Origin of the sequence: Pseudomonas putida, assembly GCF_028682635.1 — a bacterium.
Taxonomy (GTDB): domain Bacteria; phylum Pseudomonadota; class Gammaproteobacteria; order Pseudomonadales; family Pseudomonadaceae; genus Aquipseudomonas; species Aquipseudomonas putida_AE.
In genome coordinates this window covers 316,141-342,654 of the sequence record NZ_JANHLK010000003.1, presented here as the reverse complement: position 1 = coordinate 342,654, position 26,514 = coordinate 316,141, and the positions used below count along the sequence as shown (strand labels likewise).

26 protein-coding genes and 1 pseudogene are annotated in these 26,514 nt (G+C 60.6%); 16 read left to right on the top strand and 11 right to left on the bottom strand.

Going from position 1 to position 26,514, the window contains the following annotated elements; translation table 11 throughout:
- The first annotated feature begins 45 nt into the window (after positions 1–45).
- The 3 genes from ctaD (at position 46) to NPS56_RS05850 (ending at position 3,232) form a co-directional block, all read left to right on the top strand.
- A complete protein-coding gene (ctaD, locus tag NPS56_RS05860) occupies positions 46–1,644 on the top strand; it encodes a cytochrome c oxidase subunit I (protein ID WP_274073841.1) in 1,599 nt (532 codons plus the stop codon).
- 123 nt (positions 1,645–1,767) lie between these two features.
- On the top strand, positions 1,768–2,319 hold the full coding sequence (locus NPS56_RS05855) for a cytochrome c oxidase assembly protein (RefSeq protein ID WP_034149469.1): 552 nt from the start codon (positions 1,768–1,770) through the stop codon (positions 2,317–2,319).
- 25 nt (positions 2,320–2,344) lie between these two features.
- A complete protein-coding gene (locus NPS56_RS05850; protein WP_274073840.1) occupies positions 2,345–3,232 on the top strand; it encodes a cytochrome c oxidase subunit 3 in 888 nt (295 codons plus the stop codon).
- 100 nt (positions 3,233–3,332) lie between these two features.
- Here the strand turns inward: NPS56_RS05850 and NPS56_RS05845 are convergent, their stop codons facing one another.
- On the bottom strand, positions 3,333–3,536 hold the full coding sequence (locus NPS56_RS05845) for a twin transmembrane helix small protein (RefSeq protein WP_075947087.1): 204 nt from the start codon (positions 3,534–3,536) through the stop codon (positions 3,333–3,335).
- Positions 3,537–3,606: 70 nt separating this feature from the next.
- Between NPS56_RS05845 and NPS56_RS05840 the strand changes: the two genes are divergently transcribed.
- The 5 genes from NPS56_RS05840 to NPS56_RS05820 are packed head-to-tail and all read left to right on the top strand — an operon-like array spanning position 3,607 to position 7,509.
- Entirely contained in the window at positions 3,607–4,347 is a 741-nt protein-coding gene (locus tag NPS56_RS05840) for an SURF1 family protein (RefSeq protein ID WP_274073839.1), read from the top strand.
- The gene (locus tag NPS56_RS05835) at positions 4,313–4,906 is read left to right on the top strand and encodes a hypothetical protein (protein ID WP_274073838.1); all 594 of its coding nucleotides are present in this window, start codon (positions 4,313–4,315) and stop codon (positions 4,904–4,906) included. Before NPS56_RS05840 ends, NPS56_RS05835 begins: the two co-directional genes overlap by 35 nt.
- 10 nt (positions 4,907–4,916) lie before the next feature.
- Positions 4,917–5,990, top strand: coding sequence for a COX15/CtaA family protein (locus tag NPS56_RS05830; protein ID WP_274073837.1), 1,074 nt, complete (start codon positions 4,917–4,919; stop codon positions 5,988–5,990).
- A complete protein-coding gene (gene cyoE / locus NPS56_RS05825) occupies positions 5,978–6,877 on the top strand; it encodes a heme o synthase (RefSeq protein WP_274073836.1) in 900 nt (299 codons plus the stop codon). Before NPS56_RS05830 ends, cyoE begins: the two co-directional genes overlap by 13 nt.
- Positions 6,874–7,509: an SCO family protein gene (locus NPS56_RS05820; protein ID WP_274073835.1), complete on the top strand. Its 636-nt coding sequence runs from the start codon at positions 6,874–6,876 to the stop codon at positions 7,507–7,509. Before cyoE ends, NPS56_RS05820 begins: the two co-directional genes overlap by 4 nt.
- Positions 7,510–7,661: 152 nt before the next feature.
- Here the strand turns inward: NPS56_RS05820 and NPS56_RS05815 are convergent, their stop codons facing one another.
- The 3 genes from NPS56_RS05815 to NPS56_RS05805 form a co-directional block, all read right to left on the bottom strand.
- Positions 7,662–8,435, bottom strand: coding sequence for a MetQ/NlpA family ABC transporter substrate-binding protein (locus tag NPS56_RS05815; RefSeq protein WP_274073834.1), 774 nt, complete (start codon positions 8,433–8,435; stop codon positions 7,662–7,664).
- An 89-nt stretch (positions 8,436–8,524) separates the two neighbouring features.
- Positions 8,525–9,199: a methionine ABC transporter permease gene (locus tag NPS56_RS05810; RefSeq protein WP_008027679.1), complete on the bottom strand. Its 675-nt coding sequence runs from the start codon at positions 9,197–9,199 to the stop codon at positions 8,525–8,527.
- Complete coding sequence (locus tag NPS56_RS05805; protein WP_274073833.1) at positions 9,199–10,206, bottom strand: methionine ABC transporter ATP-binding protein; 1,008 nt, start codon at positions 10,204–10,206, stop codon at positions 9,199–9,201. The genes NPS56_RS05810 and NPS56_RS05805 overlap by 1 nt, the downstream gene beginning before the upstream one ends.
- Before the next feature lie 200 nt (positions 10,207–10,406).
- Here NPS56_RS05805 and katE point away from each other — a divergent pair.
- Positions 10,407–12,554 (top strand): annotated as a pseudogene (katE, locus tag NPS56_RS05800) (catalase HPII); the annotation flags it as partial.
- Between the two features lie 84 nt (positions 12,555–12,638).
- Here the strand turns inward: katE and NPS56_RS05795 are convergent.
- The 4 genes from NPS56_RS05795 to NPS56_RS05780 are packed head-to-tail and all read right to left on the bottom strand — an operon-like array spanning position 12,639 to position 15,438.
- Positions 12,639–13,352: a PA5502 family lipoprotein gene (locus NPS56_RS05795; RefSeq protein ID WP_274073832.1), complete on the bottom strand. Its 714-nt coding sequence runs from the start codon at positions 13,350–13,352 to the stop codon at positions 12,639–12,641.
- A 37-nt stretch (positions 13,353–13,389) separates the two neighbouring features.
- Complete coding sequence (gene znuB, locus NPS56_RS05790) at positions 13,390–14,178, bottom strand: zinc ABC transporter permease subunit ZnuB (protein ID WP_274073831.1); 789 nt, start codon at positions 14,176–14,178, stop codon at positions 13,390–13,392.
- A complete protein-coding gene (gene znuC / locus NPS56_RS05785; protein WP_274073830.1) occupies positions 14,171–14,956 on the bottom strand; it encodes a zinc ABC transporter ATP-binding protein ZnuC in 786 nt (261 codons plus the stop codon). Before znuC ends, znuB begins: the two co-directional genes overlap by 8 nt.
- The gene (locus NPS56_RS05780; RefSeq protein WP_274073829.1) at positions 14,956–15,438 is read right to left on the bottom strand and encodes a Fur family transcriptional regulator; all 483 of its coding nucleotides are present in this window, start codon (positions 15,436–15,438) and stop codon (positions 14,956–14,958) included. The genes znuC and NPS56_RS05780 overlap by 1 nt, the downstream gene beginning before the upstream one ends.
- A gap of 66 nt (positions 15,439–15,504) precedes the next feature.
- Here NPS56_RS05780 and NPS56_RS05775 point away from each other — a divergent pair, with 66 nt between their 5' ends.
- Positions 15,505–16,425: a zinc ABC transporter substrate-binding protein gene (locus NPS56_RS05775; protein ID WP_274073828.1), complete on the top strand. Its 921-nt coding sequence runs from the start codon at positions 15,505–15,507 to the stop codon at positions 16,423–16,425.
- A gap of 108 nt (positions 16,426–16,533) precedes the next feature.
- Here the strand turns inward: NPS56_RS05775 and NPS56_RS05770 are convergent, their stop codons facing one another.
- Both NPS56_RS05770 and NPS56_RS05765 read right to left on the bottom strand, forming a co-directional pair.
- Positions 16,534–17,484: a homoserine kinase gene (locus NPS56_RS05770; protein WP_274073827.1), complete on the bottom strand. Its 951-nt coding sequence runs from the start codon at positions 17,482–17,484 to the stop codon at positions 16,534–16,536.
- A 59-nt stretch (positions 17,485–17,543) separates the two neighbouring features.
- Positions 17,544–17,834: a DUF2782 domain-containing protein gene (locus NPS56_RS05765; RefSeq protein WP_046818667.1), complete on the bottom strand. Its 291-nt coding sequence runs from the start codon at positions 17,832–17,834 to the stop codon at positions 17,544–17,546.
- A 74-nt stretch (positions 17,835–17,908) separates the two neighbouring features.
- Here NPS56_RS05765 and polA point away from each other — a divergent pair, with 74 nt between their 5' ends.
- Positions 17,909–20,722, top strand: coding sequence for a DNA polymerase I (gene polA / locus NPS56_RS05760; RefSeq protein ID WP_274073826.1), 2,814 nt, complete (start codon positions 17,909–17,911; stop codon positions 20,720–20,722).
- A gap of 336 nt (positions 20,723–21,058) precedes the next feature.
- On the opposite strand, the gene yihA is transcribed toward polA, so the two are convergent.
- Positions 21,059–21,703, bottom strand: a complete 645-nt coding sequence (gene yihA / locus NPS56_RS05755) for a ribosome biogenesis GTP-binding protein YihA/YsxC (protein ID WP_046818665.1) — start codon at positions 21,701–21,703, stop codon at positions 21,059–21,061.
- Positions 21,704–21,894: 191 nt separating this feature from the next.
- Here yihA and NPS56_RS05750 point away from each other — a divergent pair, with 191 nt between their 5' ends.
- The 5 genes from NPS56_RS05750 to NPS56_RS05730 all read left to right on the top strand — a co-directional run bounded on the left by NPS56_RS05750 (position 21,895) and on the right by NPS56_RS05730 (position 26,513).
- A complete protein-coding gene (locus NPS56_RS05750; protein WP_274073825.1) occupies positions 21,895–22,185 on the top strand; it encodes a c-type cytochrome in 291 nt (96 codons plus the stop codon).
- A gap of 43 nt (positions 22,186–22,228) precedes the next feature.
- Entirely contained in the window at positions 22,229–22,858 is a 630-nt protein-coding gene (locus tag NPS56_RS05745; protein ID WP_274073824.1) for a c-type cytochrome, read from the top strand.
- Between the two features lie 200 nt (positions 22,859–23,058).
- Complete coding sequence (locus NPS56_RS05740; protein ID WP_274073823.1) at positions 23,059–23,700, top strand: thiol:disulfide interchange protein DsbA/DsbL; 642 nt, start codon at positions 23,059–23,061, stop codon at positions 23,698–23,700.
- 14 nt (positions 23,701–23,714) lie between these two features.
- Complete coding sequence (locus NPS56_RS05735) at positions 23,715–24,590, top strand: endonuclease/exonuclease/phosphatase family protein (protein ID WP_274073822.1); 876 nt, start codon at positions 23,715–23,717, stop codon at positions 24,588–24,590.
- Positions 24,591–26,513, top strand: coding sequence for a GGDEF domain-containing protein (locus NPS56_RS05730; RefSeq protein ID WP_274073821.1), 1,923 nt, complete (start codon positions 24,591–24,593; stop codon positions 26,511–26,513).
- Position 26,514 lies beyond the last annotated feature (1 nt).

The following is a 26,514-nucleotide window of genomic DNA, read 5'->3' as shown; positions in this document are numbered from 1 at the left end:
TCGCGCCCCGGCCTGCCCAGCTCATCTGTTTGCAGGAGACAGGACATGACTGTTGTAGTCGATGACCATGTTCATACCGGCGCGGCCCACGACCACGCCCACGGCCCTGCCAAAGGCCTGATGCGCTGGGTGCTGACCACCAACCACAAGGACATCGGTACGCTGTACCTGTGGTTTGCGTTCTCCATGTTCCTGCTGGGCGGCTCGTTCGCGATGGTGATCCGCGCCGAACTGTTCCAGCCAGGGCTGCAGATCGTCCAGCCGGAATTCTTCAACCAGATGACCACCATGCACGGCCTGGTGATGGTCTTCGGTGCGGTGATGCCGGCCTTTGTCGGCCTCGCCAACTGGATGGTCCCGCTGATGATCGGCGCACCCGACATGGCGTTGCCACGGATGAACAACTTCAGCTTCTGGCTGTTGCCGGCGGCGTTCATCCTGCTGGTTTCGACCCTGTTCACCCCGGGCGGCGGTCCCAACTTCGGCTGGACGTTCTACGCGCCGCTGTCGACGACCTATGCACCGGAAAGCGTGACGTTCTTCATCTTCGCCATCCACTTGATGGGGATCAGTTCGATCATGGGGGCGATCAACGTGATCGCGACCATTCTCAATCTGCGCGCCCCCGGCATGACGCTGATGAAAATGCCGCTGTTCGTCTGGACCTGGCTGATCACCGCGTTCCTGCTGATCGCGGTGATGCCGGTACTGGCCGGATGCGTGACGATGATGCTGATGGACATTCACTTCGGCACCAGTTTTTTCAGTGCCGCTGGCGGCGGTGACCCCGTGCTGTTCCAGCACGTGTTCTGGTTCTTCGGCCACCCCGAGGTGTACATCATGATCCTGCCGGCCTTCGGTGCCGTCAGCTCGATCATTCCGGCCTTTTCGCGCAAGCCATTGTTCGGCTACACCTCGATGGTCTACGCCACGGCGAGTATCGCGTTCCTGTCGTTCATCGTCTGGGCGCACCACATGTTCGTGGTCGGCATTCCACTGGTGGGCGAGCTGTTCTTCATGTACGCCACCTTGCTGATCGCGGTGCCCACCGGGGTCAAGGTGTTCAACTGGGCCAGTACCATGTGGCAAGGCTCGCTGACCTTCGAAACGCCCATGCTGTTTGCCGTGGCGTTCGTGATCCTGTTCTCCATCGGCGGTTTCTCGGGGCTGATGCTGGCCATCGCACCCGCGGATTTCCAGTACCAGGACACCTACTTCGTGGTCGCACACTTCCACTACGTACTGGTGCCCGGCGCCATCTTCGGGATCTTCGCCTCGGCCTACTACTGGATGCCGAAATGGACCGGTCACATGTACGACGAAACCCTCGGCAAGCTGCATTTCTGGCTGTCGTTCATCGGCATGAACATGGCCTTCTTCCCGATGCACTTCGTAGGGTTGGCAGGCATGCCGCGGCGGATTCCGGACTACAACCTGCAATTCGCCGACTTCAACATGGTGTCGTCGATCGGCGCCTTCATGTTCGGCGCCACGCAGATTTTCTTCCTGTTCATAGTGATCAAGACCATCCGCGGCGGCCCGCCAGCACCGGCCAAACCGTGGGATGGGGCTGAGGGTCTGGAATGGAGCATCCCGTCGCCGGCGCCGTATCACACCTTCACCACGCCGCCGGAAGTGAAATGAACATGGCCCTTGTAGGAGCCGGCTTGCTGGCGATGAACGATAACGCGGTTCATCAGACAGGCCGCGGTGCCTGCATCGCCAGCAAGCCGGCTCCTACAGGAATTTCGGCGGAGGTTTGGAATCATGGCTGATTCAATTTCGATGAAGAAGCTCGTCACTCGCCTATTGCTCGTGGTGGTAGCGATGTTTGTCTTCGGCTTTGCCCTGGTGCCGATCTACGACGTGATGTGCAAGGCATTCGGCATCAATGGCAAGACCGCCGGGCAGTATGAGGGCGAACAGACGGTCGATACCTCGCGGCAGGTTCGCGTGCAGTTCCTGTCGACCAATTCCGCCGACATGTCCTGGGATTTCTATCCCAAGCACGATGAATTGACGGCCAACCCCGGGGCGGTGAACGAGATGATCTTCATCGCGCACAACCCCACCGACAAGCCGATGAGCGCCCAGGCGGTCCCGAGCATCGCGCCCAGCGCGGCAGCGGCGTACTTCCACAAGACCGAATGCTTCTGCTTTACCCAACAAGTGCTGCAGCCCGGTCAACGGATCGAGATGCCGGTACGTTTCATCGTTGACCGTGACATGCCCAAGGATGTGAAGCACCTGACGCTGTCCTACACGCTGTTCGATATCACCGCCCGACATCCACCGGTCGCAGTCAATACTGGCGGTTGAGCGTGCCCGATAAGGAGAACAATAAATGGCAACTCATGAACATTATTACGTTCCGGCCCAGAGCAAATGGCCGATCATCGCCACGGTCGGGATGTTCGTCACAGTGCTCGGCCTGGCCACCTGGTTCAACGATCTGAAAGCGGCGCGGCCGGAATCCCACGGCCCGCTGATCTTTTTCGTTGGTGGGCTGCTGCTGGCCTACATGCTCTTTGGCTGGTTCGGTACGGTGATCAAGGAAAGTCGCAGCGGCTTGTACAGCGCGCAGATGGATCGCTCGTTCCGCTGGGGCATGAGCTGGTTCATTTTCTCGGAGGTAATGTTCTTCATCGCCTTTTTCGGCGCGCTGTTTTATGTGCGCCATGTGTCCGGCCCGGCACTCGGCGGTGAAGGCGCCAAAGGCCTGGCTCATATGCTCTGGCCGAATTTCCAGTTCACCTGGCCGCTGCTGAATAACCCGGATTCCAAACTCTTTCCGCCGCCCAAGGAAGTCATCAGCCCCTGGGGCCTGCCGCTGCTCAACACGGTTTTGCTGGTGAGTTCCAGCGTGACCGTGACCATCGCCCACCATGCCTTGAAAAAGGGCCATCGCGGCGCGCTGAAAATCTGGCTGGCGCTCACCGTGCTGCTGGGCTGTGCCTTCCTCGGCTTCCAGGCCGAAGAGTACATCCATGCCTACCATGAACTGGGCCTGACCCTGGGTTCAGGCATCTACGGCGCCACGTTCTTCATGCTCACGGGGTTTCACGGCGCGCATGTGACGATCGGCACCATCATCCTGTTCGTGATGCTGATGCGGGTCATGCGTGGACACTTCGACAACGAACACCAGTTTGCCTTCGAGGCTGCGAGTTGGTACTGGCACTTCGTGGATGTGGTGTGGATCGGGCTGTTCGTTTTCGTCTATGTGCTTTAAGAGCAGCTGCAAGCTACGAGCTACGAGCTACGAGCTACGAGCTACGAGCTACGAGCTTGAAGCTTGAAGCTTGAAGCTTGAAGCTCGCGCTTTGCGCGCCCTACCAAGGGGCATGGGAAACCAGCTGGCCGCTGAAAAAACCCCAGGCGATCAAGCCGACGGTAATGGCGGCCAGCGCGACACGAACACTCAAGGCAATGACGAGGCGGTTCGAACTGCTGTCGTCCTTGACCAGAAAAAACAGGCCGCTGAACAGGCTGACAACCGTGGCAATCAGCATCAGGACGATGGCTGTTTTGAGCATGGTGGGACTCCGGGGGACAAGCGATGCACTTGAGTATAGCTATCGCGACGACCGACTTTCTGGCCAGGCCATGAAGCGCTTTCGGCCGGGCATCATTCCGACACTGGTGGTGGCGCTGTTGCTGCCGCTGCTGGTGTCGCTCGGGTTCTGGCAATTGAGTCGGGGCGCGGAGAAAAGCGCGCTGCTGCAAAGCTACGCCGAGCGCCGGGCCGCCGAACCGATGGCCAGCACCGAGCTGCAACACACCGCAGATCCGGCCTTCCGCCGGGTTCACCTGCACGGCCAGTTCGACGCCGGCCACAGCCTGTTGCTGGATAACCGCCAGCGCGATGGCAAGGTCGGGGTCGAATTGTTGCAACCGTTTCACGATCAAGCCACCGGGCTGTGGCTGCTGGTCAACCGCGGCTGGCTGCCCTGGCCGGACCGCCGTACACCGCCGCAATTCACCACGCCCGACACCCTCTTGAGTCTCGACGCCTGGGTCTACGTGCCTCCCGGTGCCACTTTCCAGCTCCACGCTGACCCCAATACCCGTACCTGGCCAAAACTGCTGACGGCCATTGATCCGAACGCTCTCTGGAAAGCCCTGGACCGCGAAGGCTACGCCTACGAATTACGCGCAGAAACCGGACCCGCCACGTACCAGGCCGATTGGCCAGTCGTGGCCATGGGCCCGGAAAAACACCTCGCTTATGCCGTGCAGTGGTTCGCCCTGGCGATCGCCCTGTTCGGTCTTTATCTCTACCTCGGCTGGCACAACGCAAAGGAGAAACACCATGGGAGCGGCCATGAATCCACCCAGCATGTCTGAGGCCAAAACGCTGGCGAGTCGGCGCAAGGGTCGCCTGCAACTGCTGCTGATTGTGCTCGGGGTGATCGGTCCGATGATCCTCGCCACCGGCATGTACAAATTGCAGTTCTGGGTGCCGGAGGGTCGCAGTTACCACGGCGAACTGATCGGCAACGGCCAGACCCGCGCCAACCTTGGCGTGCAGGCCGATGAACAACGCTGGCAGTTGCTGGTGACCGCACCCAAGGAGTGTGCGGTGGACTGTCAGCAACTGGTGTACCTGGCACGGCAGGTCCAGATCGGCCTGGGCCGCGATGCCGGGCGCGCCAGCCATGCCATTGCCGTCGCGCAGCCGCTGGGCACTGATTACGACGCCAAGTTGACGCGGGAGTATCCTCAACTGCAGCGCTATCCGCTGGACGTGAACACCTTCAACAAAACCACCGGTGGCAAGGCGGTGCCACAGCTGTGGATCATCGACCCCCACGGCAATCTGGTGCTGCGCTACGACCCGTCAGTCAAAGGCAAGGACCTGCTCAACGACCTGCGTCACCTGTTGAAACTGTCGAACATCGGATGAGGGCATCGTCATGGCCAAGCCTGGATTTCGCCTCGCGTTGTTTGCCACCTTGCTGGCACTGATTGTGGTGTTGCTCGGGGCTTATACCCGCCTGACCCACGCAGGCCTGGGCTGCCCGGACTGGCCCGGCTGCTATGGCTTTATCAGCGTGCCGAAAAGCGAAGCGCAATTGGCCCATGCCGAATTGCATTTCCCGGACACGCCTGTCGAAGCCCATAAAGGCTGGAATGAGATGATCCACCGCTACTTCGCCGGCACGCTGGGGCTGCTGATCTCGGTGTTGGCCGGTCGGGCCTGGGTCCATCGCCGGCATCCGGGGCAACCGGTGAAGCTGCCGTTGTTCCTGCTGGCGGTGGTATTCGCCCAGGCGGCGTTCGGCATGTGGACGGTGACGCTCAAGCTCTGGCCGCAAGTGGTCACCGGGCATCTGCTGGGCGGCTTTGCGACCTTGAGCCTGCTGTTTCTGCTGACCTTGCGCCTGTCCGGAGTTCTACCCGCACTGACGGTGCCGCGGCGCTTGCAGTACTGGGCGACTGCCGGGTTGTTGCTGGTGATCGGGCAAATTGCCCTCGGCGGTTGGGTGAGTTCCAACTACGCCGCTGTGGCCTGTATCGACTTTCCGACCTGCCATGGTCAATGGCTGCCGCCAGCCGACTTTGCCAATGGTTTTCACCTGACCCAACACATCGGCCCGAACTACCTCGGCGGGCAACTGGACAGCGACGCCCGCACCGCTATTCACCTGACTCACCGTATCGGCGCGCTGCTGGTCACGCTGGTGCTGCTCGGCCTGGCGTGGCAACTGAAAGTCGTGGGCATGACGCGCCTGGCGGGGCTGGTGCTGATCGCTCTCGCCGCGCAAATCACCCTGGGCATCAGCAACGTGCTGTTTCATCTGCCGCTGCCAGTGGCCGTCGCCCACAACGCCGGGGGCGCGGCGCTGCTGCTGACGATGGTGCTGGTCAACTATCACGCCCGGACCAGCCTGGTTCGGGTCAAGCAGCCGACTCGCTGGCGCTTCAGCCCGCGTAAACACTCAGCCGGGCCCATAACAATAAAAGGAGAGATGCCATGGCGATTCTGATCGGCGCGCGTCACAGCCAGGCGATCTGGCGTGACTACCTGGAGCTGACCAAACCGAAAGTGGTGGTGCTGATGCTCATCACTTCGCTGGTGGGGATGTTCCTCGCGACGCGCGCCGGAGTGCCATGGACGGTGCTGGTGTTCGGTAACCTGGGCATTGCCCTGTGTGCAGGCGGTGCGGCGGCGGTCAACCATGTGGTGGACCGGCGGATCGATGCGGTCATGGCACGCACCCACAAGCGGCCGCTGGCTGAAGGCCGGGTGTCTCCGGCCGCCGCGCTAACCTTTGCCCTGGTGCTGGCGCTGCTCGGCCAGGCCTTGTTGCTGGCCTTCACCAACCCACTGACAGCATGGCTGACACTCGCCTCCCTGCTCGGCTACGCGGTGGTCTACACCGGTTTCCTCAAGCGCGCGACGCCGCAGAACATCGTCATCGGAGGCCTGGCCGGTGCCGCCCCACCGCTGCTCGGCTGGACCGCCGCCACCGGCCACGTCAGTGCCGAACCGCTGCTGCTGGTGCTGATCATCTTCGCCTGGACCCCGCCGCACTTCTGGGCGCTGGCCATCCATCGCAAGGAGGAATATGCCAAGGCCGACATCCCGATGCTGCCGGTGACCCACGGCGAGCACTACACCAAAATCCACATCCTGCTTTACACCTGCGCGCTGTTGGCCGTCAGCCTTATGCCCTACGTGATCCACATGAGCGGCCTGCTCTACCTGATCTGCGCCATCGGTCTTGGCGCCAGATTCCTGCAATGGGCCGTGGTGCTGTACCGTGGCACTCGGCCGCACGCGGCGATCAACACCTTCAAGTACTCTATCTACTACTTGTTTCTGCTGTTCATCGCCCTGCTCGTTGACCACTACTTATTGTTGAATCTATGACCCGAACCCAGAAAACCATCTTCATCCTTGTCGCCCTGATCGCGCTGGTCCTGGGCCTGACCATCAATAAAGTGCTGTCCGGCAAAGGCCAGGGCGACCCGACGGCACTGATCGACGCCGGGATCATCCTGCTGCCGCAAAGCCGCAACCTGCCGAGCGTGACGATGACCGACCAGGACGGCAAGCCGGTGGCGGTCAACGAACTCAAAGGCAAATGGTCGCTGCTGTTCTTCGGCTACACCTTCTGCCCGGACATCTGCCCGACCACCCTCGCCCAACTGCGCCAGATAAAAAGTGAACTGCCGCCCGAGGCGGTGGACAAGTTGCAGATCGTTTTGGTCAGCGTCGATCCCAACCGCGATACGCCCAAGCAGCTCAAGCAGTACCTGGGTTACTTCGATCCACAGTTTGTCGGCCTGACCCCCACTTCTATTGAAGACCTGCAGAAAGTGGCCAACGCCGTGAGCATTCCGTTCATTCCGGCGGACACCAGCAAGCCGAACTACACCGTTGACCACAGTGGCAACCTTGCTGTCATCGGGCCGGACGGAACCCAGCGCGGGTTTATTCGGGCGCCGTTGAACAATGTGAAGCTGGTGGCGCAATTGCCGGTGATGCTTAACCGTCAGTGAGAACACCACGCAACCTGTAGGAGCCCGGCTTGCCGGCGAAGGGGCCCGTGAGATCGCCTTCGCCGGCAAGCCGGGCTCCTACAAGGGCAGTGTTTCAGGCGAAAAAAAGGGGCGCATTCAATGCGCCCCTTTTTTTTCGTCATAGCTACAAATCAGAACGCCGGCACGACCGCGCCTTTGTACTTCTCGAGGATGAAAGCCTTCACTTCCGGACTGTGCAGCGCAGCTACCAGCTTCTTCATCGCTTCGCTGTCCTTGTCGTCCGGGCGGGCGACAAGGATGTTCACGTAAGGCGAGTCGCTGCCTTCGATGACCAGCGCGTCCTTGGACGGATCGAGCTTGGCTTCCAGCGCGTAGTTGGTGTTGATCAGCGCCAGGTCGACCTGGGTCAGTACACGCGGAATGGTCGCGGCTTCGAGCTCACGGAACTTCAGGTTCTTCGGGTTCTCGGTAATGTCCTTGACCGTCGACAGGATGTTGTTCGAATCCTGCAACTTGATCACACCGGCCTTGGCCAGCAGCAGCAGCGCACGGCCGCCGTTGGTGGCGTCGTTCGGGATCACCACGGTGGCGGTGCTTGGCAGTTCTTCCAGGGTCTTGTACTTGCTGGAGTAAGCGCCCAGGGGCTCCAGGTGCACGCCGGCAACCGAAATCAGGTTAGTGCCCTTGGCCTTGTTGAATTCATCCAGGTATGGCTGGTGCTGGAAGAAGTTGGCGTCCAGGCGTTTTTCCGCGACCTGCACGTTCGGCTGGATGTAGTCGGTGAAGACCTTGACCTTGAGGTCGACGCCTTGCTGGGCCAGTGCCGGTTTCACGAACTCGAGGATTTCCGCGTGCGGAACCGGAGTCGCCGCGACAGTCAGGGTGTCGGCGGCATGGGCGGAAAAGGCTGCAACGGCAGCGAACGCGACGAGTAGTTTTTTCATTCAGCTAACTCCTTGTGGGTACCCGCTTGCGGCGCCCGTTTGGCGCCTGCCAGCGAATGGCCGGCTCATTGATCATTAACGAGAGCTTTTTATTTCCGGGAAAAATGCACAACCAGCTTGTCGCCGACGGTTTGCAGGACCTGCACCAGCACCAGCAGCAACACCACCGTGACCACCATTACATCAGTCTGGAAACGCTGGTAACCGAAGCGGATCGCCAGGTCGCCCAGGCCACCGGCACCGACCACACCGGCCATTGCCGTGTAGGACACCAGTGTAATGGCTGTCACCGTAATCGCCGCGAAGATGCCCGGGCGGGCTTCGGGCAGCAAGGCATTGGTGATGATCTGCCGTGTCGTTGCGCCCATGGCCTGGGTCGCTTCGATGATGCCGCGATCCACTTCACGCAACGCGGTTTCCACCAGTCGCGCGAAGAACGGTGTGGCCCCCACCACCAGCGGCGGGATTGCACCGGCGACGCCGAGGGAAGTCCCGGTGATCAACACGGTGAACGGAATCATCACGATCAGCAGGATGATGAACGGCAGCGAACGCAGAATGTTCACCACCAGGGACAACATCGCGTACACGCCTTTGGCTTCCAGCAACTGACGCGGGCTGCAGAGGAACAGCAGCACACCCAGCGGCAGGCCCAGCAACACGGTGAACAACAGCGAACCGCCGAGCATCAGCAGGGTGTCGCCGGTGGCCAGCCAGATTTCGAACCAGTCGATATTGGCGAAGAAAGTTGTCAGGGCTTCCATTAGCGCAGCACCTCCATGTGGACGTCGGCCGCGGTGAAGCGGGCGAAGGCCGCTTCCATGTCACCGCCGGTCACGGCCAGGGTCAGTTGCCCGTAAGGGATGTCCTTGATGCGGTCGATACGACCGGCCAGGATGCTGTAGTCCACACCGGTTTCCCGAGCGACGGTACCCAGCAGCGGAGCGTAGGTCGCTTCGCCCTGGAAGGTCAGACGCACGATGCGGCCTGGCACGTGAGCGAAGTCGTCGCGCTGTTCGCCTTCGTCGATCTGCTCGTCTTCTTGCACGAAGCGCTTGGTCGTCGGGTGTTTTGGATGCAGGAACACCTCGGCCACCGTGCCTTGCTCGACGATCACGCCAGCATCCATCACCCCGACCTGGTCGCAGACCCGGCGAATCACGTCCATTTCATGGGTGATCAGCACGATGGTCAGCTTCAGCTCGCGATTGATTTCGGCCAGCAGTTGCAGGACCGACGCCGTGGTTTGCGGGTCGAGGGCGCTGGTGGCTTCATCGCACAGGAGGATTTTCGGCTTGGTCGCCAGAGCGCGGGCAATGCCGACGCGCTGCTTCTGGCCGCCGGACAATTGCGCCGGGTACTTGTTGGCGTGGTCGGACAGACCGACCCGGGCCAGCAACTCGGCGACACGCTGATTGATCTCGGCGCGGGACATTTCACCCGCCAGCGTCAGTGGCAGGGCCACGTTGTCGGCAACGGTCTTGGATGCCAGCAGGTTGAAGTGCTGGAAAATCATGCCGACCTGCTGGCGGAAACGGCGCAGCCCGTTGGCGTCGAGCGCCGTGACTTCTTCGCCATCCACGATGATCTTGCCGCCACTGGAGTTTTCCAGGCGATTGATCAGACGCAGCAGGGTACTTTTTCCCGCACCGGAATGGCCGATCAGACCAAAAACCTGACCATTCTCTATCGTCAGACTGGTCGGATGCAGGGCGGGAATATCCTTACCGGCGACGCGGTAGGTTTTATGGACGTTTTGAAACTCGATCACGTAGCGAACCTTGTGGGGCGCGTTGGAATAGGATCAGCGGTTAGCCGGGCGCGCATTTTAGCCTGTCCGTATAGCAGTTCTTAGCATTTATTTTGCATTCGACCAGTCATTTGGCAATAACGCGATCAAAGGTCAGATAAAAGGAACGGCGCAAAACAACATCAGTCACTAATAAGGTCACTCGAAAAAAATCCGAGGAGTCTTGCCTGATGAGTACGAAGAAGCCTGCCGCCCCTAAAAGCGCACTGGCCGGGACCGATACCCCGGACCGCAGCAACACCAACACCAAGCTCGATAGCCTGGAAACATTTCGCTCCGACGCCACCGGTCAGGCCTTGCGTACCAATCAAGGCGTGAAGGTGGCAGACAATCAGAACACCTTGAAAGCAGGCGCCCGTGGGCCGTCGCTGCTGGAAGATTTCATCATGCGTGAAAAGATCACGCATTTTGACCATGAGCGCATCCCGGAGCGCATCGTGCATGCCCGCGGCACCGGTGCCCATGGTTTCTTCCAGTCCTACGAGAATCACTCCGTATTGACCAAGGCCGGTTTCCTGCAAGATCCTGCAAAGAAAACGCCGGTGTTCGTGCGTTTTTCTACTGTGCAGGGGCCCCGTGGCTCAGGCGATACCGTACGGGACGTACGCGGTTTCGCCGTGAAGTTTTTCACCGACGAAGGCAACTTCGATCTGGTGGGCAACAACATGCCGGTGTTTTTTATCCAGGACGCCATCAAGTTCCCCGACTTTGTCCACGCAGTAAAACCCGAGCCTCACAACGAAATCCCTACTGGCGGCTCGGCCCACGATACGTTCTGGGACTTTGTTTCGCTGCAACCTGAATCAGCGCATATGGTGATCTGGGCCATGTCCGACCGGGCCATCCCGAAAAGCCTGCGTAGCATGCAAGGCTTCGGCGTGCACACTTTTCGCCTGATCAACGCCGAAGGAAAGTCGCGCTTCGTCAAATTCCACTGGCGCCCTGCCGCCGGGACCTGCTCGCTGGTGTGGGATGAGGCGCAGAAACTGGCGGGCAAGGACACCGACTATCACCGTCGCGATCTCTGGGAAGCCATCGAGATGGGCGACTACCCGGAATGGGAACTGGGCGTACAGGTGATTGAGGAGGAAAACGAACACGCCTTCGATTTCGACATCCTCGACCCCACCAAGCTGATTCCTGAAGAGCTCGTGCCCATCACGCCGCTGGGGAAGATGACGCTCAACCGCAACCCGGACAACTTCTTCGCTGAAACCGAGCAGGTGGCTTTCTGCCCGGGGCACATCGTGCCCGGGATCGACTTCTCCAACGATCCGCTGCTGCAAGGTCGGCTGTTTTCCTACACCGACACGCAGATCAGCCGACTCGGTGGGCCGAACTTTCACGAAATCCCGATCAACCGTCCGGTAGCCCCCTTCCACAACGGCCAGCGTGATGCGTTGCATCGCACCACCATCGACAAGGGGCGCGCGTCCTACGAACCAAACTCGATCGATGGCGGCTGGCCGAAAGAGACGCCCGCGGCCGCACAGGATGGCGGCTTCGAGAGTTACCAGGAGCGCATCGACGCCAACAAGATTCGTCAGCGCAGCGAGTCATTCGGCGACCACTTCTCCCAGGCTCGGCTGTTTTTCCACAGCATGAGCAAGCACGAGCAGGAGCACATCATTTCGGCGTACAGCTTTGAGCTGGGCAAGGTCGAACGGGAATTCATCCGCGCACGCGAGGTGAACGAGATCCTGGCCAACATCGATCTGGAACTGGCCAAGCGCGTGGCGCAAAACCTTGGCCTGCCGGCACCCAAAGCCGGAACGGTCGACGTACCGAAGATCTCGTTGGATCGTTCGCCAGCCCTGAGCCAGGCCAACTTGCTGCCGGGGGACATCAAGACCCGGAAAGTAGCGATTCTCGCGGCCAACGGCGTCGATGGCAATGCGGTCGATGCGATGAAAAAAGCCCTGGAAGCCGAAGGTGCACACGCCAAACTGCTCGGGCCCACCTCGGCGCCGGTCACCACTGCTGACGGCAAGATGCTGCCGGTGGATGCGTCGATGGAGGGCTTGCCGTCCATTGCGTTCGATGCGGTATTCGTGCCCGGAGGCGCGGCCTCGATCAAGGCGCTGAGCACCGACGGCGTGGCGTTGCATTACCTGCTTGAAGCCTACAAACACTTGAAGGCAATTGCCCTGCACGGCGAGGCGAAGCAACTGCTGGATGTGTTGAAACTGGAGGCTGATGCGGGATTGATCGTGGGAGTGGACGGCAAGTTGGCCAAGCCGTTTTTTACGGCGATCGGGCAGCATCGGGTTTGGGACAGGGAGCCTAAGGCTAAAGCGATTCCGGCCTGACCCCTTCGCGAGCAAGCCCGCTCCTACATTGGATTCGTGACCGACACGGAACCAATGTGGGAGCGGGCTTGCTCGCGAAGCTTTTTACGGTTTGCGAGGGCTCAAGACCATCTGCGCCGGAACGCTGCGAATGATCTGCCGCTCCAGATTCAAATCAAACTGCGGATCGAGCTTTTTCACCCGCTTGGTCAGCAAGTTAGCCAACCATGGGTAATCATCGGTACGCGGCGCCTGAATGCTCACATCACACTGAAAATTCACCACATCGGCGGCAATAGCGTCCAGTTGGCGACGTAGTTTGGCCATATCATTGATATTCAACGCAACCGTCGTGCTCTCCGCCGTCAGGTCGATGACCTTGGCTTTTGGCTGGGCTTCGGCGGCCTTCAGGGCTGCCTCGGCTTTTTCCAGTTCCGCCTTGCGGGCCTCGGCGATGGCGCCATTGACCCCGCCGGTCAGTGCCGGCGCCTTGGGCATCAGCACACGGGCTCGGCTCAGGGCGGTGGCGGCGGCGTTAACATCGCCTTTTTGCAACACAATCTGGCTGCGCAGCAGATAGGCTTCGGCCAGCTGACGCTGATATTGCTCAAGGGATTGATCGTTGGGTGAATCGGCCTGCAATGCCGCCAACTGACCCTCGGCCGTGGCCAGTTCGCTGCTGGCCAGACTTTGTTCCAGCTGTGCAATGGCCGTAGCCCGCGCATCCGGGACCTCGGGGGCCGGTGGCGTGCTTTGGCAGGCGCCCAGCAGCAAAGAAAATGCGACAAGGAGCAGATAACGGGAGGCGAACGACTTCATTCCTGCGACTCTCTATTTGCGCAAAAAACGAGCAAGTCTACACCCCTCGACGGGGCAGAACAAAACTCAGCAGAAACAGCGCGGCGGCTGTCACTACGATCGATGGGCCCGCCGGGGTGTCCTTGAACCAGGACATCGCCAATCCGCCACATACGGCGAGTACGCCCAGCAGGCTCGCACCCAGTGCCATTTGCTCCGGTGAGCGGGCGTGCCGTTGTGCCGCAGCCGCCGGAATGATCAACAACGACGTGATCAGCAACACGCCGACGATTTTCATCGCCACCGCAATCACCACGGCGATCAACAGCATCAGCGCCAGGCGCAAACCCGCCACCGGCAGCCCTTCGACCCTCGCCAACTCTTCGTGCACAGTGATTGCCAGCAATGGCCGCCACAACGTTACCAGCAACGCCAGCACCGCCGCGCTACCCCCGAGGATCCACGCCAGATCGGTCGGACTGATCGCCAGCAAGTCACCGAACAGATAGGCCATCAGGTCGATCCGCACTTCGTGCATGAAGCTTAGTACCACCAGGCCTAAAGAGAGGGTGCTGGGTGCGAGAATTCCCAAAAGCGTGTCGGAGGCCAGCGGCTGGCGTTGTTGCAAGGTCACCAGCAACACCGCCAGCAACAAGCAGCCGACGGTCACGGCCACGGTCGGGCTGACATCCAGCAGAAAACCCAGCGCCACGCCGAGCAATGCCGCGTGAGACAGGGTGTCGCCGAAATAGGCCATGCGCCGCCAGACCACGAAGGAACCCAAGGGGCCCGCCACAACCGCCAGGGCCAGACCTGCAAGCAGGGCGTAGAGCAGAAAATCAGCCATGCTTGCAGCTATCTCCATGAACATGGGTATGGCCCGAGGGGGGCGCCTTGACCACCGAGCCGTGCAAATCGTGGGCGTGGTCGTGATGGTGGTGATAAATCGCCAGGCTTTGTGCGTTTTTTCCGAATAGTTCGACGAAGGCCGGATCGCCGCTGACCTGCTCGGGGTGGCCGGAGCAGCAGACATGGCGATTCAGGCAAACCACCTGGTCCGTGGTGCTCATCACCAGGTGCAGATCGTGAGAAACCATCAACACGCCGCAGCCGTGACGGTCTCGCAGGCGGGTGATCAGGCTATAGAGTTCTGCCTGACCGGCCACGTCGACGCCTTGGACCGGTTCGTCGAGCACCAGCAATTGCGGCTCGCGCAACAAGGCCCGGGCCAACAGGACGCGCTGCATTTCACCGCCGGAAACACTTTGCACGGGGCTATCGATCACCTGTTCGGCGCCGACTTCCTTGAGCGCGGCCAAGGCCATCGCCCGGTCCACACCCGGCACCAGGCGCAGGAAGCGCAGGACCGAGAGCGGCAGGGTCGGATCGACATGCAGTTTTTGCGGCATGTAGCCCACCCGCAGTTTCGGCTTGCGCCAGACGCTGCCGCTGTCGGGTTTCAGCAGGCCGAGCACGGCACGCACCAGAGTGGTCTTGCCGGCGCCATTGGGCCCGATCAGGGTCACGATCTGCCCTGGTTCGACGCTCAATTCGATGTTATCCAGCACAGGTTGGCCGGCAAAGGTGACGGCAACCTGCTCGAGGCGGATCAGCGCGTTACTCATCAGGCCCCCTGGCAACCCGAACAGAGACCGATCACTTCAACGGTCTGGCCTTCGACGACAAACCCGACGTCCCTGGCGCTGGCGATGATCGCGTCGCTGATGGATTTCTGTTCGAGTTCGATGGCGGCGTGGCATTCACGGCAGATCAGGAACTGGCCCTGGTGAGCGTGCGCCGGGTGATTGCAGCCAATGAAGGCATTGAGCGAAGAGATGCGGTGTACCAGACCGTTTTCCAAAAGGAAGTCCAGCGCGCGGTAGACCGTGGGGGGTGCAGCCCGGCGCCCGTCCTGCTCACTGAGGACCGCGAGAATGTCGTAGGCCCCCAGCGGTTTATGGCTTTGCCACACCAGTTCCAGCACCCGCCGACGCAACGCGGTCAGGCGCAAGCCCTTGCGTGCGCACAAGGCATCGGCCTCAGACAGAGCGCTGTGAACGCAATGAGAGTGGTCGTGGGGACGACTTGCAATCGGTGTTTTAGGCATGAGCGGCGACGAATTTTGTGAGAGACGTTATTATATTACCCGTTCTCGCCTCTTCGAGTGGTCATCGTGTCCCGACTTTTTTCCATCTTTGTCGCTTTTTTCGCAAGTTTCCTGCTGCTCGGTTCGGCGCAAGCTGAGGTCAAGGTCCTCACCAGCATCAAGCCGCTACAGCTGATCGCCGCTGCCGTACAGGACGGCGTGGCGATTCCGGAAGTCCTGCTACCACCCGGCGCCTCGCCGCATAACTATGCCCTGCGCCCGTCCGACGTACGGAAGGTGCAATCGGTGGATCTGCTGTACTGGATCGGGCCGGACATGGAAGGTTTCATGCCGCGAGTGCTCAATGGTCGTACGTTGCCGAGCGTTGCCGTGCAGGACCTACCTGGCCTGAAACTGCGACATTTCGCCGAGGACAACCACTCCCATGCCGAAGAAACCGACGAACATGACCACGACCATCGCCCAGGTACTCTGGATGCGCATTTGTGGTTATCGCCGGTCAACGCCCGGGTCATCGCGGCGAAAATGGCCGCGGATCTGAGTGCCGCCGATTCCGCCAACGCGGCGCGCTACCAGAGCAACCTCAAGGCCTTTGATGAGCGCCTGGACGCGTTGGATGCACGCTTGAAGCAACGTCTGGCGGGTGTTGAAGGCAAACCTTACTTCGTATTCCACGAGGCTTTCGACTACTTCGAAGACGCCTACGGCCTCAAGCACGCCGGCGTGTTCAGCGTCGCGGCCGAAGTGCAGCCCGGCGCCCAGCACGTCGCGGCGATGCGCGCGCGGTTGCAGGAAGTCGGCAAGACCTGCGTATTCAGCGAACCGCCGCTACGCCCACGCCTGGCGGAAACCCTGGTGGCGGGCCTGCCGGTGAAACTGGCGGAACTGGATGCGCTGGGCGGGTATACGCCGGCGACTGCCCAGGGGTATGAGCAGGTGCTGGAGAAGTTGGGGAATGATTTGGCGGGATGCCTGGAGTCGTTGTAATTCGAAAACTGCGTCGCCCCATTCGCGAGCAAGCCCGCTCCCACATTGGACCGAGTGCTTCCAGATGGAACGCGGCCCTATGTGGGAGCGGGCTTGCTCGCGAAGATTTTAAAGGGCGAACGGCAACGGTGTATTGACCTTCTGCCGCTGCGCCAACCGCAGCTCGAACTCCATCGGATCGTGGATCAACACGTCCTGCCCGGCAAAAGACTCCGCCGCGATCAAGCGCGACAACCAGAAGCGTACGCACGCCACCCGCAGCATGGTCGGCCACAACTCGGCTTCGGCCGCGGTGAAAGGACGCAATGCGGCGTAAGCACCCAGCAACGCCCGCGCCCGTGGCCCGTCGATCAAGCCGTCATCGTCGGAGCACCAGTCGTTCAAGGCAATCGCCACGTCGTAGAGCATCGGCCCCGAGCAGGCGTTGTAGAAATCGATCAGCCCGGTCAGGTGTGTGCCTTCGAACATCGCGTTATCGCGGAACAGGTCGGCGTGGATGTTGGCCCGTGGCAACGCGAGGATTTTCTCTTTCTGCTCGGTGATTTCTTCCAGTGCCCGTTGCAACAGATCTTTCTGCTGCGGTTTGAGGTGCGAAAGAAACTGCGTGCCTTCTTCCAGCATCCAGTCCAGGCCACGATCGGTCTTGCGCTTGATCATGTTGGCCTGGGTCGCCAGGTGCAGGTGCGCCAGCAACTCACCCACTTGGCTGCAATGCTGCGCATTGGCTTGCTTGATGTGCTTGCCGGCCAGGCGCGGTTGCAACAGCGCAGGCTTGCCGGCCAGTTCGCGCAGGGCCACGCCGTCGGTGGTACGCAGGGCGTAAGGCACCGGCAGGTCGGCCTGGTGCAGCACGTCGAGCAATTCGATGAAGAATGGCATCTCCTGCACCGGGCCACGCTCGATCAGGGTCAGGACGAATTCGCCCTGCTCCAGGCTGATAAAGAAATTGGTGTTTTCGCTACCGGCGGCAATCCCCTGGAAATCAAGCAGGCGGCCGAGGCCATAAGGGGCGAGAAAAGCTTCCAGCTCGGGCCGAGCCAGGGGGGTAAACACAGACATGGTTAAAACTGCCAGTACGAGGCGTTGCTCTTGAGCCAACGCCGGTTGAAATTAAGAAACTACTTCCACTCGAAGATCTTCCACGACGGTATCAGCATATCCGGCTGATCCGAGCGGATGAAGTTTGCATCGGTCCCGTCTGCGCGCACCAGGAAATAAGGCGGTGCGCCCTTCGGCGTAACCTTGATCGCATACAGGAAACCGTTCTGGCGGTATTCCTGGATGACCTTGTCGCCTTCCGTGCGGATCGTAACTTCCGGCTCAGGTGTCGGCGCATCGTCCGCCGCCATGACGGCCAACGGTGTGATTGCAAACAAGCCAGCCAGCAACAGGCGATTTAGTGTGCGCATGATAACCTTGTCCCTTTGTCGTCAACGGTCCCGCTATTCTAGCGCCGGACCCGCCGAAAAGGTTGATCCTGCTCATGAGCCAAGCCCCCCTCGTCCTGGTGGACGGTTCTTCTTACCTGTACCGCGCCTTTCACGCGCTGCCACCGCTGACCACGTCCAAAGGCCTGCCGACCGGCGCCGTCAAGGGCGTGTTGAACATGCTCAAGAGTCTGCGCAAGCAGTACCCGGACAGTCCCTTCGCCGTGGTGTTCGACGCCAAGGGTGGGACGTTTCGCGATGACATGTACGCCGAATACAAGGCCAACCGGCCGAGCATGCCCGACGACATGCGCGTGCAGATCGAGCCCCTGCATCAAAGCGTGATCGCCCTGGGCTTCCCGCTGTTGTGCGTCGAAGGCGTCGAGGCCGATGACGTGATCGGCACGCTGGCCCGCAGCAGCGCGGCGGCCGATCGCCCGGTGGTCATCTCCACCGGCGACAAGGACATGGCGCAACTGGTCGACGGCCACATTACCTTGGTCAATACCATGACCGGTAGCAGCATGGACGTAGAGGGCGTGAAGGAGAAATTCGGCGTCGCTCCCGAGCAGATCATCGACTATCTGGCACTCATGGGCGATTCTTCCGACAACATTCCGGGCGTTCCCGGCATAGGTCCAAAAACCGCTTCCGGCCTGCTGGTGGGCGTGAATGGCGGCCTGACCGAGCTCTACGCGCAGCTCGACATCGTCCCGACCCTGCCGATCCGTGGTGCCAAGACCCTGCCGGCCAAGCTCGAAGAGCACAAGGAGATGGCCTTCCTCTCCTATCAACTGGCGACCATCAAGGTCGATGTACCGTTGGACATCGGTCTCGATGACCTGCAGATGGGTGCGGAAGATCCGGCCAAACTCTACGAGCTCTACACCCTGCTGGAATTCAAGAGCTGGCTGAACGATCTTGATCGGGACGCCAAACGTCTTGAACTGAGCACTGCTGCCGCCGAGCCTGCGCCGGCTGCAGATCTGTTCAGCGCATCCGAGGCCGAGGTCGAGACACCGGCCGCCGCCCCTGAGGCCGCTTATGAAACCATCCTTGATCAGGCCCGTTTCGACGTCTGGCTGGAAAAACTCAACAGCGCCAAGCTGTTCGCCTTCGACACCGAAACCACCGGCATCGATGCCCAACAGGCGCAGCTGGTAGGCCTGTCGTTCGCCGTGCAGGCCAACGAAGCCGCCTACATTCCGCTGACCCATTCCTACATCGGCGTGCCAGAACAACTGGACCGCGACACTGTGCTGCGCGCCCTCAAGCCGATTCTGGAAGACCCGAACAAGCTCAAGGTCGGCCAGCACGCCAAGTTCGACATGAACATCCTGGCCAACTGCGCCATCGGCGGCGATCAGGCCAACGGCATCACCGTGCGCGGCATTGCCTTCGACACCATGCTTGAGTCCTACGTGCTCAACTCCACGGCCACTCGCCACGACATGGACAGCCTGGCGTTGAAATACCTGGATCACACCACGGTGAGTTTCCAGGACATTGCCGGCAAAGGCGCCAAGCAGCTGACGTTCGACCAGATTGCCCTCGAGCAGGCCGGCCCGTACGCCGCCGAGGACGCCGATATCACCCTGCGCCTGCATCAGGCGCTGTTCGAGAAGCTCAACGCCATTCCGAGCCTGGCCAGCGTCCTGACCGACATCGAAATCCCGTTGGTGCCGGTGCTGGCGCGTATCGAACGCCAGGGCGCGTTCGTGGATGCCGCGCTGCTCGGCGTGCAAAGCATCGAACTGGGCGACAAGATGGTGGCGCTGGAGCGCGAAGCCTTCGAGATCGCCGGTGAGGAATTCAACCTGGGTTCGCCCAAGCAACTCGGCGTCATCCTCTACGAGAAGCTCGGCCTGCCCGTGCTGAAGAAGACCGCCAAGGGCCAGCCGTCCACCGCCGAAGAAGTGCTGGCCAAACTGGCCGAGGACGACTACCGGCTGCCGAAAGTGCTCATGGAATACCGTTCCATGAGCAAGCTCAAGAGCACCTACACCGACCGTCTACCGGAACAGATCAATCCGCGTACCGGCCGCATTCACACTTCATATCACCAGGCCGTTGCATCCACCGGGCGCTTGTCCTCCAGCGATCCGAACCTGCAGAACATCCCGGTGCGCACGGCTGAAGGGCGGCGCATCCGCCAGGCCTTCGTCGCCCCGACCGGCTACAAGCTGCTGGCTGCCGACTATTCGCAGATCGAACTGCGGATCATGGCGCACCTGTCCCGCGATGAAGGCCTGATGAATGCCTTCCGTCACAACCTGGACGTGCACACCGCAACCGCCGCCGAAGTGTTCAAGGTCGAACTCACTGACGTGACCTCCGACCAGCGCCGCAGCGCCAAGGCGATCAACTTCGGCCTGATCTACGGCATGGGCGCGCAGAAACTCGGCAAGGACATCGGTGTCGATACCAAGACGGCCAAGGCCTATATCGATACCTACTTCGCCCGTTACCCCGGAGTTCGCGAGTACATGGACCGCACCCGCGCCCAGGCCGCGGATCAAGGCTATGTGGAAACCTTCTTCGGGCGCCGGCTGTACCTGCCGGAGATCAATTCGAACAAGCCGCAGGAGCGTGCAGCCGCCGAACGCACGGCCATCAACGCACCGATGCAAGGCACGGCCGCCGACATCATCAAGAAAGCCATGGTCGCTGTGGATAACTGGCTGACCAGCTCCGGCCTCGACGCCAAGGTCATCCTGCAGGTGCACGATGAATTGGTGCTGGAGGTGCGTGAAGATCTGGTCGAGCAGGTCAGCGAAGAGATTCGCCTGCACATGAGCGGCGCGGCGAAACTGGATGTGCCATTGCTGGTCGAGGTCGGGGTGGGCAATAACTGGGATGAGGCGCACTGAGTTGCCGATGCTGCTGCGGCATGATGCCGCGGCAGACTGCGCAAACGCTGCTTAGTCCAAAAGGCGCTTGGGGTTATTCCAAAGCGCGCGAAAAAAAATTGAACTAATTCTGCTTCCAGCCACTCAGATTTACTGAATGGCTGGTGAAGCCCTTCGATGCTCCTATGTTGTGTTAAGTGTTGGCAGATATCTGGACCCCGCCCTAGCGGTCTAGAACTTGAACCCCGGAACTTCCCCCTCCCCATTGAAGTCCGGGGTTTTTTTTGCCTGTAGAAAACTGCCTGCTGCGATCAAGCCGCACTGGCCTGACCGCACTTCAGACTATTTTTTACACACTTATCCGGTGACTTCTTCGGCGCCCTTGTCCGCCAGTTCCATCCAGCCTGCCAATACAGTGTAGGCGTCTTCCAGGCCCATGCGTTTGGGCGCCGAAAACAACTGGATCGTCACGGCATCGCCCCAACCCTTGCGGATTTCCGACTGCACCTTGAGCAGCGTGTTCTTGGCCGCGCCGTAGGTCAGCTTGTCCGCCTTGGTCAGCAGGATGTGCATCGGCATGCCGGCGGCAACGGCCCAATCGAGCATCAGCAGGTCGAAGTCGGTCATCGGGTGACGGATGTCCATCATCAGGATCAGTCCCTTCAAACTCTCGCGACCACCCAGGTAGGCCTCGAGGTGACGCTGCCAGTGTTGCTTGAGTGGGATCGGTACTTTTGCATAACCGTAGCCCGGCAGGTCGACCAGACGGCGTTCATCGTCTAGCTTGAAGAAGTTCAAGAGTTGCGTGCGCCCCGGGGTTTTCGAGGTGCGCGCCAGGCTGGCATGCGTCAGGGTGTTCAGGGCACTGGACTTGCCGGCGTTGGAACGCCCGGCGAAGGCGACTTCAAAGCCTTCGTCATCCGGACATTGGTCGACTTTGGCGGCGCTGAGCATGAAGGTGGACTGTTGGCACAGACCGAGGATGGGATTCTTGAGTTGCATGGGATTTCCGATGTGGGCGGCGCCAGGAATAGGTGCGGCAAGCAGTGTCGCTTCCGTTTCAGTGACGCCAGTATATAATGCCGCAGATTTTGTGTGCGCTTTGTCCCGACGCAGGATGAAGTTCACGAGAGCGACAGACCTTGATTGCGCACTAGAACGCAGATCGCTCTCAACCCTGAAAAGGTCGTTTTATGACGAAATGGCTGCTAGCTGCCGCAATCCTGATGCCGCTTTACAGCGCGCAGGCTACACAGGATCCGGAAGCTGTGTACAACCGTGTTTGTGGTGCCTGTCATTCCGGCCAACTACCCATGGCGCCCCGCAAGGGCGATCAGGAAGCTTGGACGCCGAGGTTGGCGAAAGGTATGGAGACGCTGGTGCAACACGTGACCCAGGGTTTCAAGGCGATGCCGCCGCGTGGTTTGTGCATGGACTGCAGTGCCGAGGATTACCAAGCCATCATCCACTGGATGAGCGAGTAAACCCGGTCCATAACTTAACCCTTAGCCGTAGTTGGATTAGCTGATGAACAAATTGATCGTGAGTCTGCTGTTGACCGTGGGGATCTCCGGCATTGCCCATGCTGCAGGTGAGCCAGTCAAACCTGGTGACGCCGCCGCAGGCCAGGCAAAAGCCGCCGTATGTGGCGCCTGTCATGGCCCGGATGGCAACAGCATGGCGCCTAACTTTCCAAAACTGGCAGGCCAGGGCGAACGCTACCTGACCAAGCAGTTGCACGACATCAAGTCGGGCAAGCGCACCGTTCTGGAAATGACTGGCCTGCTGACCAACCTGAGCGACCAGGACCTGGCGGACATCGCGGCCTACTTCGCCAGCCAGAAGGGCAGCGTCGGCGCCGCCGACCCGAAAGTCGTGTCACGCGGTGAAGCACTGTTCCGCGGCGGTGATCTGGCCAAGGGCTTGCCATCGTGCACCGGCTGCCACTCGCCAAACGGCGCGGGCAACGCAGCCGCCGGCTTCCCGCACCTGGGCGGTCAACACGCTCAATATATCGCCAAGCAGCTCACTGACTTCCGCAAGGAAGAAGGTGGCCGCAATAACGACGGCGATACCAAACCGATGCAGAGCATTGCCAAAAAGCTGAGCGACGAAGACATCGCGGCAGTGTCCAGCTACATCCAGGGCCTGCACTAAGACCGGTGAATCGGGCGTTGATCGGGATCTTCAACTCCTGCAACGTTAACGCTCCATTAATCCGTCGCAGCAAGTATAAAAAGGGTGGCCTTGGCCGCCCTTTTTTGTGGCCGCTGCCGTTACACTACAGAACTCAGGCCCGCCATGATCTGTCTTAATCCAGGTCCCGCGAGGCGATAAAATTTGTCCAGGAGTAAAGCATGCGTAATCTGATCATCAGCGCCGTTTTTGCCGCTGCCAGCCTGCTCGGCATGACTGCCCAAGCCGCTGAAGCCCCCGCCGCACCTTACGTCGAGCTGAGCAATCCGGTGCCGGTCGCCGTGCCTGGCAAGATCGAAGTGGTGGAGCTGTTCTGGTACGGTTGCCCGCACTGCTACAAATTTGAACCGGTGATCAATCCCTGGGTGGAAAAACTTCCATCCGACGTGAATTTCAAGCGTATCCCGGCAATGTTCGGCGGCCCTTGGGATGCTCACGGTCAAATGTTCCTGACCCTCGAATCCATGGGTGTCGAGCATAAGGTTCATGCTGCGGTGTTCAAGGCGATTCAGGAAGAACACAAAAAATTGACTACCCCGGATGAGATGGCCGAATTCCTGGTCACCCAAGGCGTAGACAAGGATAAATTCCTCGCCACCTTCAATTCCTTTGCCATCAAGGGCCAGGTCGTTCAAGCCCGTGAACTTGCCAAGAAATATGAAATCACCGGCGTACCAACCATGATCGTCAATGGTAAGTACCGTTTTGACATCGGCTCTGCCGGCGGTGCCGAACAAGCCCTGCAACTGGCCGATAAACTGGTCGACCAAGAGCGAGCGGCTAACAAGGCTGCCGCCAACTAAGCGAGGCGCCTGCCATGCGCCGCTGGGGAACCGAACGTGTCGTTGGCCTGCATGATCCGCAGGTCAACGAGCATCACCTGGAATCGACGGGCCTGCCCGCAGACAGCCGTCTGCGCTTGCTCAGCTTCAATATCCAGGTCGGTATCAGCACCGAGCGGTATCGGCATTACCTGACCCGGGGCTGGCAACATCTGTTGCCGCATACCGGGCGTGCGGACAATCTGCAAAAAATCGGCAATCTGCTGGGCGACTTCGATCTGGTCGCCTTGCAGGAAGCCGATGGCGGCAGCCTGCGCTCAGGCTACGTCAATCAAGTCGAACACCTGGCCCAGCTCGGTGCCTTCCCCTACTGGTATCAACAGCTCAATCGCAATCTCGGTCGCCTGGGCCAGCACAGCAACGGTGTGCTCAGCCGCCTGCGTCCATGGGCGATCGAAGACCATCCACTGCCGGGGCCAAAAGGTCGCGGAGCGATTCTGGTGCGCTTCGGCGAAGGTCCGGAAGCACTGGTGGTGGTCATGATGCACCTGGCACTTGGCGCTCGTACCCGCAGCCTGCAACTGGCTTACATCCGCGAGCTGATCGGTGGCTACAAGCACCAGGTATTGATGGGTGACATGAACACCCACGCCAGTGACCTGCTGCAAAACTCTCCATTGCGCGACCTCGGCCTACTGGCCCCGCAACTGGATGCGACATTCCCCAGCTGGCGCCCGCAGCGCTGCCTGGACCATATTCTGCTGAGCCCGAGCTTGACCCTGGAAAAGGTCGAGGTGCTGGCGCAACCCATTTCCGATCACCTGCCGGTCGCGGTAGAGATTCGTCTGCCGGGTTCGCTCACGGCCGATGCATTGCCCGCGTTGAGTCCTGCCCCCCCGCGGAACCCATGAATGAGCGAAGAAGCACAGCGCTGGAAAGAGAAGTACCTGCAAAGCATCGAACAACAGGAAAAGCTCGAACGTCGCTGGGACGCCCGGCTCGACCTGCTGCGCCGGGGCCTGGTGCGCAGCACGCTGGCAGCGGAAGGCACCGACCGCGTCGTTGATCAATGCATGAAGGAGATGCGCGAAGTCGTGCGCACCGACGACATGGACGCCGGTCTTGCCGCCCTGCTGCCTCGCCTGGAAAAAGCCGTACTCGACTCCGAGCAGCGCCGGGAAACCCGGATCAACCAGACCAGCGCCGCCCTCAACGCCCTGGTCACGCAGCTGCAGACATTGCCTCTGCCCCGGGAAGTGAGCCGCCCCCTCAAGCACTTCGCCAAGCAACTGGATAGCCGTGTCAGCCAGGCGCGTGAGATCCCGTTGCTGCTCGGCGAACTGAGCGGGCTGCAAGGCAAGGCCCTGAGCCAACTGGAGAGCCCGGCGGAACCCGAACGCCCTGGCCTGCTGCAGCGGCTGTTCGGTCAACGTGAAGCCGAAGAAGCCATACCCGCGCAACAGGCGCTTTTCGCGCACACGGGCGAAAACGTTTTGGCGCCTGTGGTCGCGCCCCCGCCAGTCATTGCTGACACCGCGCCGCAGGCGACTCCGGACATTCCGGCTGCAACCCAGCCTGAAGCTGTTGCGCCAACCCTTGAGGCGCAGCAAGCGCCTGTCAAACCCGTACCTCAGACTGAACAGGCACTCAATCCCGACGAATTGAGCCCGGCGCTGTTGCTCGACACCCTGCCGCTGCCCGCGCCCATGGCCCAGGCCCTGGCAGCCATCGATCCGCAGCAGCCCGAGCAAGACATGCTCTACGCCCTGCCCGACTCGCCCGAACCGTCCTACAGTTCTGTGGCCAAACACATCGAAGACACCCTGTTGGGCTTGCTCGACGACCTGACACTACCCGAGCGTCATCGTCCACAAGCCGAATCGATGCGTGAACGTCTGAAAAATGGCCTGAACTGGTACGAGTTGCTACCGATTCTCGATGATCTGGCGACGTTGATGCTGGCCATCTCCGACAGTGGCCAACATGAATTCGAAGCCTATCTGCAGCGGCTCAATGAACGCCTGGAATCGTTCCAGAGCAATCTGCAGGCCGCCAGCGCCGGCCATGCCGACAGCCGATCCGCCGCCCATGCGATGGACACGCAGATTCGCGAACAGGTCGACGGCTTACAGAGCAGCGTGCAGGAAGCGGCCGACCTGGATGACCTCAAGCACGTCCTGGAGAACCATCTGGAAGGCTTGCTCGGCACCATGGACCAGCACCGCCAGCAGCGCGACGAGCGCGAGCAGGAGGTGGCAGCCCGCCTGCACAGCCTGGCCGAACGGGTTGCGCACATGGAACAGGAAGCCCAGGGCTTTCGCGAGCACCTCGAAGAGCAACGCCAGAAAGCCCTGATCGACCCGCTGACCGGCCTGCCCAACCGCGCGGCCTGGAGCGAACGCCTGGAGCATGAGATCGGCCAATGGCAGCAGCACGGCAACACGCTGATGCTGGCCATGCTCGACCTCGATCATTTCAAGCGCATCAATGATAACTACGGGCACCTGGCGGGCGACAAAGTGCTGAAAATCATTGCCAGTGTGCTGCGCAAACGCCTGCGCGGAACGGATTTCATTGCGCGCTTTGGCGGCGAGGAATTTGTCCTGTTGATGCCGTCCACAGTTCCGGCGAACGGCCTGAAACTCCTGGAAACTCTGCGCGCCGCTATCGAAGCTTGCCCTTTTCACTTCAGGGGTGAACCGGTAACGATAACCCTCTCCATCGGCCTGGCGGCATTCAAACCCGGTGAGCATAGCGATCTGGTGCTCAAAAGAGCCGATCAGGCGCTATACCGCGCCAAAAATGCCGGGCGAAACCGGGTGGAGTTGGGCTGAA

Excerpts from the sequence above, each read along its gene's own strand:
- ctaD (WP_274073841.1), top strand. The coding sequence starts at position 46 with ATGACTGTTGTAGTCGATGACCATGTTCATACCGGCGCGGCCCACGAC.
- NPS56_RS05855 (WP_034149469.1), top strand. The coding sequence starts at position 1,768 with ATGGCTGATTCAATTTCGATGAAGAAGCTCGTCACTCGCCTATTGCTC.
- NPS56_RS05850 (WP_274073840.1), top strand. The coding sequence starts at position 2,345 with ATGGCAACTCATGAACATTATTACGTTCCGGCCCAGAGCAAATGGCCG.
- NPS56_RS05845 (WP_075947087.1), bottom strand. The coding sequence starts at position 3,536 with ATGCTCAAAACAGCCATCGTCCTGATGCTGATTGCCACGGTTGTCAGC.
- NPS56_RS05840 (WP_274073839.1), top strand. The coding sequence starts at position 3,607 with ATGAAGCGCTTTCGGCCGGGCATCATTCCGACACTGGTGGTGGCGCTG.
- NPS56_RS05835 (WP_274073838.1), top strand. The coding sequence starts at position 4,313 with ATGGGAGCGGCCATGAATCCACCCAGCATGTCTGAGGCCAAAACGCTG.
- NPS56_RS05830 (WP_274073837.1), top strand. The coding sequence starts at position 4,917 with ATGGCCAAGCCTGGATTTCGCCTCGCGTTGTTTGCCACCTTGCTGGCA.
- cyoE (WP_274073836.1), top strand. The coding sequence starts at position 5,978 with ATGGCGATTCTGATCGGCGCGCGTCACAGCCAGGCGATCTGGCGTGAC.
- NPS56_RS05820 (WP_274073835.1), top strand. The coding sequence starts at position 6,874 with ATGACCCGAACCCAGAAAACCATCTTCATCCTTGTCGCCCTGATCGCG.
- NPS56_RS05815 (WP_274073834.1), bottom strand. The coding sequence starts at position 8,435 with ATGAAAAAACTACTCGTCGCGTTCGCTGCCGTTGCAGCCTTTTCCGCC.
- NPS56_RS05810 (WP_008027679.1), bottom strand. The coding sequence starts at position 9,199 with ATGGAAGCCCTGACAACTTTCTTCGCCAATATCGACTGGTTCGAAATC.
- NPS56_RS05795 (WP_274073832.1), bottom strand. The coding sequence starts at position 13,352 with ATGAAGTCGTTCGCCTCCCGTTATCTGCTCCTTGTCGCATTTTCTTTG.
- znuB (WP_274073831.1), bottom strand. The coding sequence starts at position 14,178 with ATGGCTGATTTTCTGCTCTACGCCCTGCTTGCAGGTCTGGCCCTGGCG.
- znuC (WP_274073830.1), bottom strand. The coding sequence starts at position 14,956 with ATGAGTAACGCGCTGATCCGCCTCGAGCAGGTTGCCGTCACCTTTGCC.
- NPS56_RS05780 (WP_274073829.1), bottom strand. The coding sequence starts at position 15,438 with ATGCCTAAAACACCGATTGCAAGTCGTCCCCACGACCACTCTCATTGC.
- NPS56_RS05770 (WP_274073827.1), bottom strand. The coding sequence starts at position 17,484 with ATGTCTGTGTTTACCCCCCTGGCTCGGCCCGAGCTGGAAGCTTTTCTC.
- NPS56_RS05765 (WP_046818667.1), bottom strand. The coding sequence starts at position 17,834 with ATGCGCACACTAAATCGCCTGTTGCTGGCTGGCTTGTTTGCAATCACA.
- polA (WP_274073826.1), top strand. The coding sequence starts at position 17,909 with ATGAGCCAAGCCCCCCTCGTCCTGGTGGACGGTTCTTCTTACCTGTAC.
- yihA (WP_046818665.1), bottom strand. The coding sequence starts at position 21,703 with ATGCAACTCAAGAATCCCATCCTCGGTCTGTGCCAACAGTCCACCTTC.
- NPS56_RS05750 (WP_274073825.1), top strand. The coding sequence starts at position 21,895 with ATGACGAAATGGCTGCTAGCTGCCGCAATCCTGATGCCGCTTTACAGC.
- NPS56_RS05745 (WP_274073824.1), top strand. The coding sequence starts at position 22,229 with ATGAACAAATTGATCGTGAGTCTGCTGTTGACCGTGGGGATCTCCGGC.
- NPS56_RS05740 (WP_274073823.1), top strand. The coding sequence starts at position 23,059 with ATGCGTAATCTGATCATCAGCGCCGTTTTTGCCGCTGCCAGCCTGCTC.
- NPS56_RS05735 (WP_274073822.1), top strand. The coding sequence starts at position 23,715 with ATGCGCCGCTGGGGAACCGAACGTGTCGTTGGCCTGCATGATCCGCAG.
- NPS56_RS05730 (WP_274073821.1), top strand. The coding sequence starts at position 24,591 with ATGAGCGAAGAAGCACAGCGCTGGAAAGAGAAGTACCTGCAAAGCATC.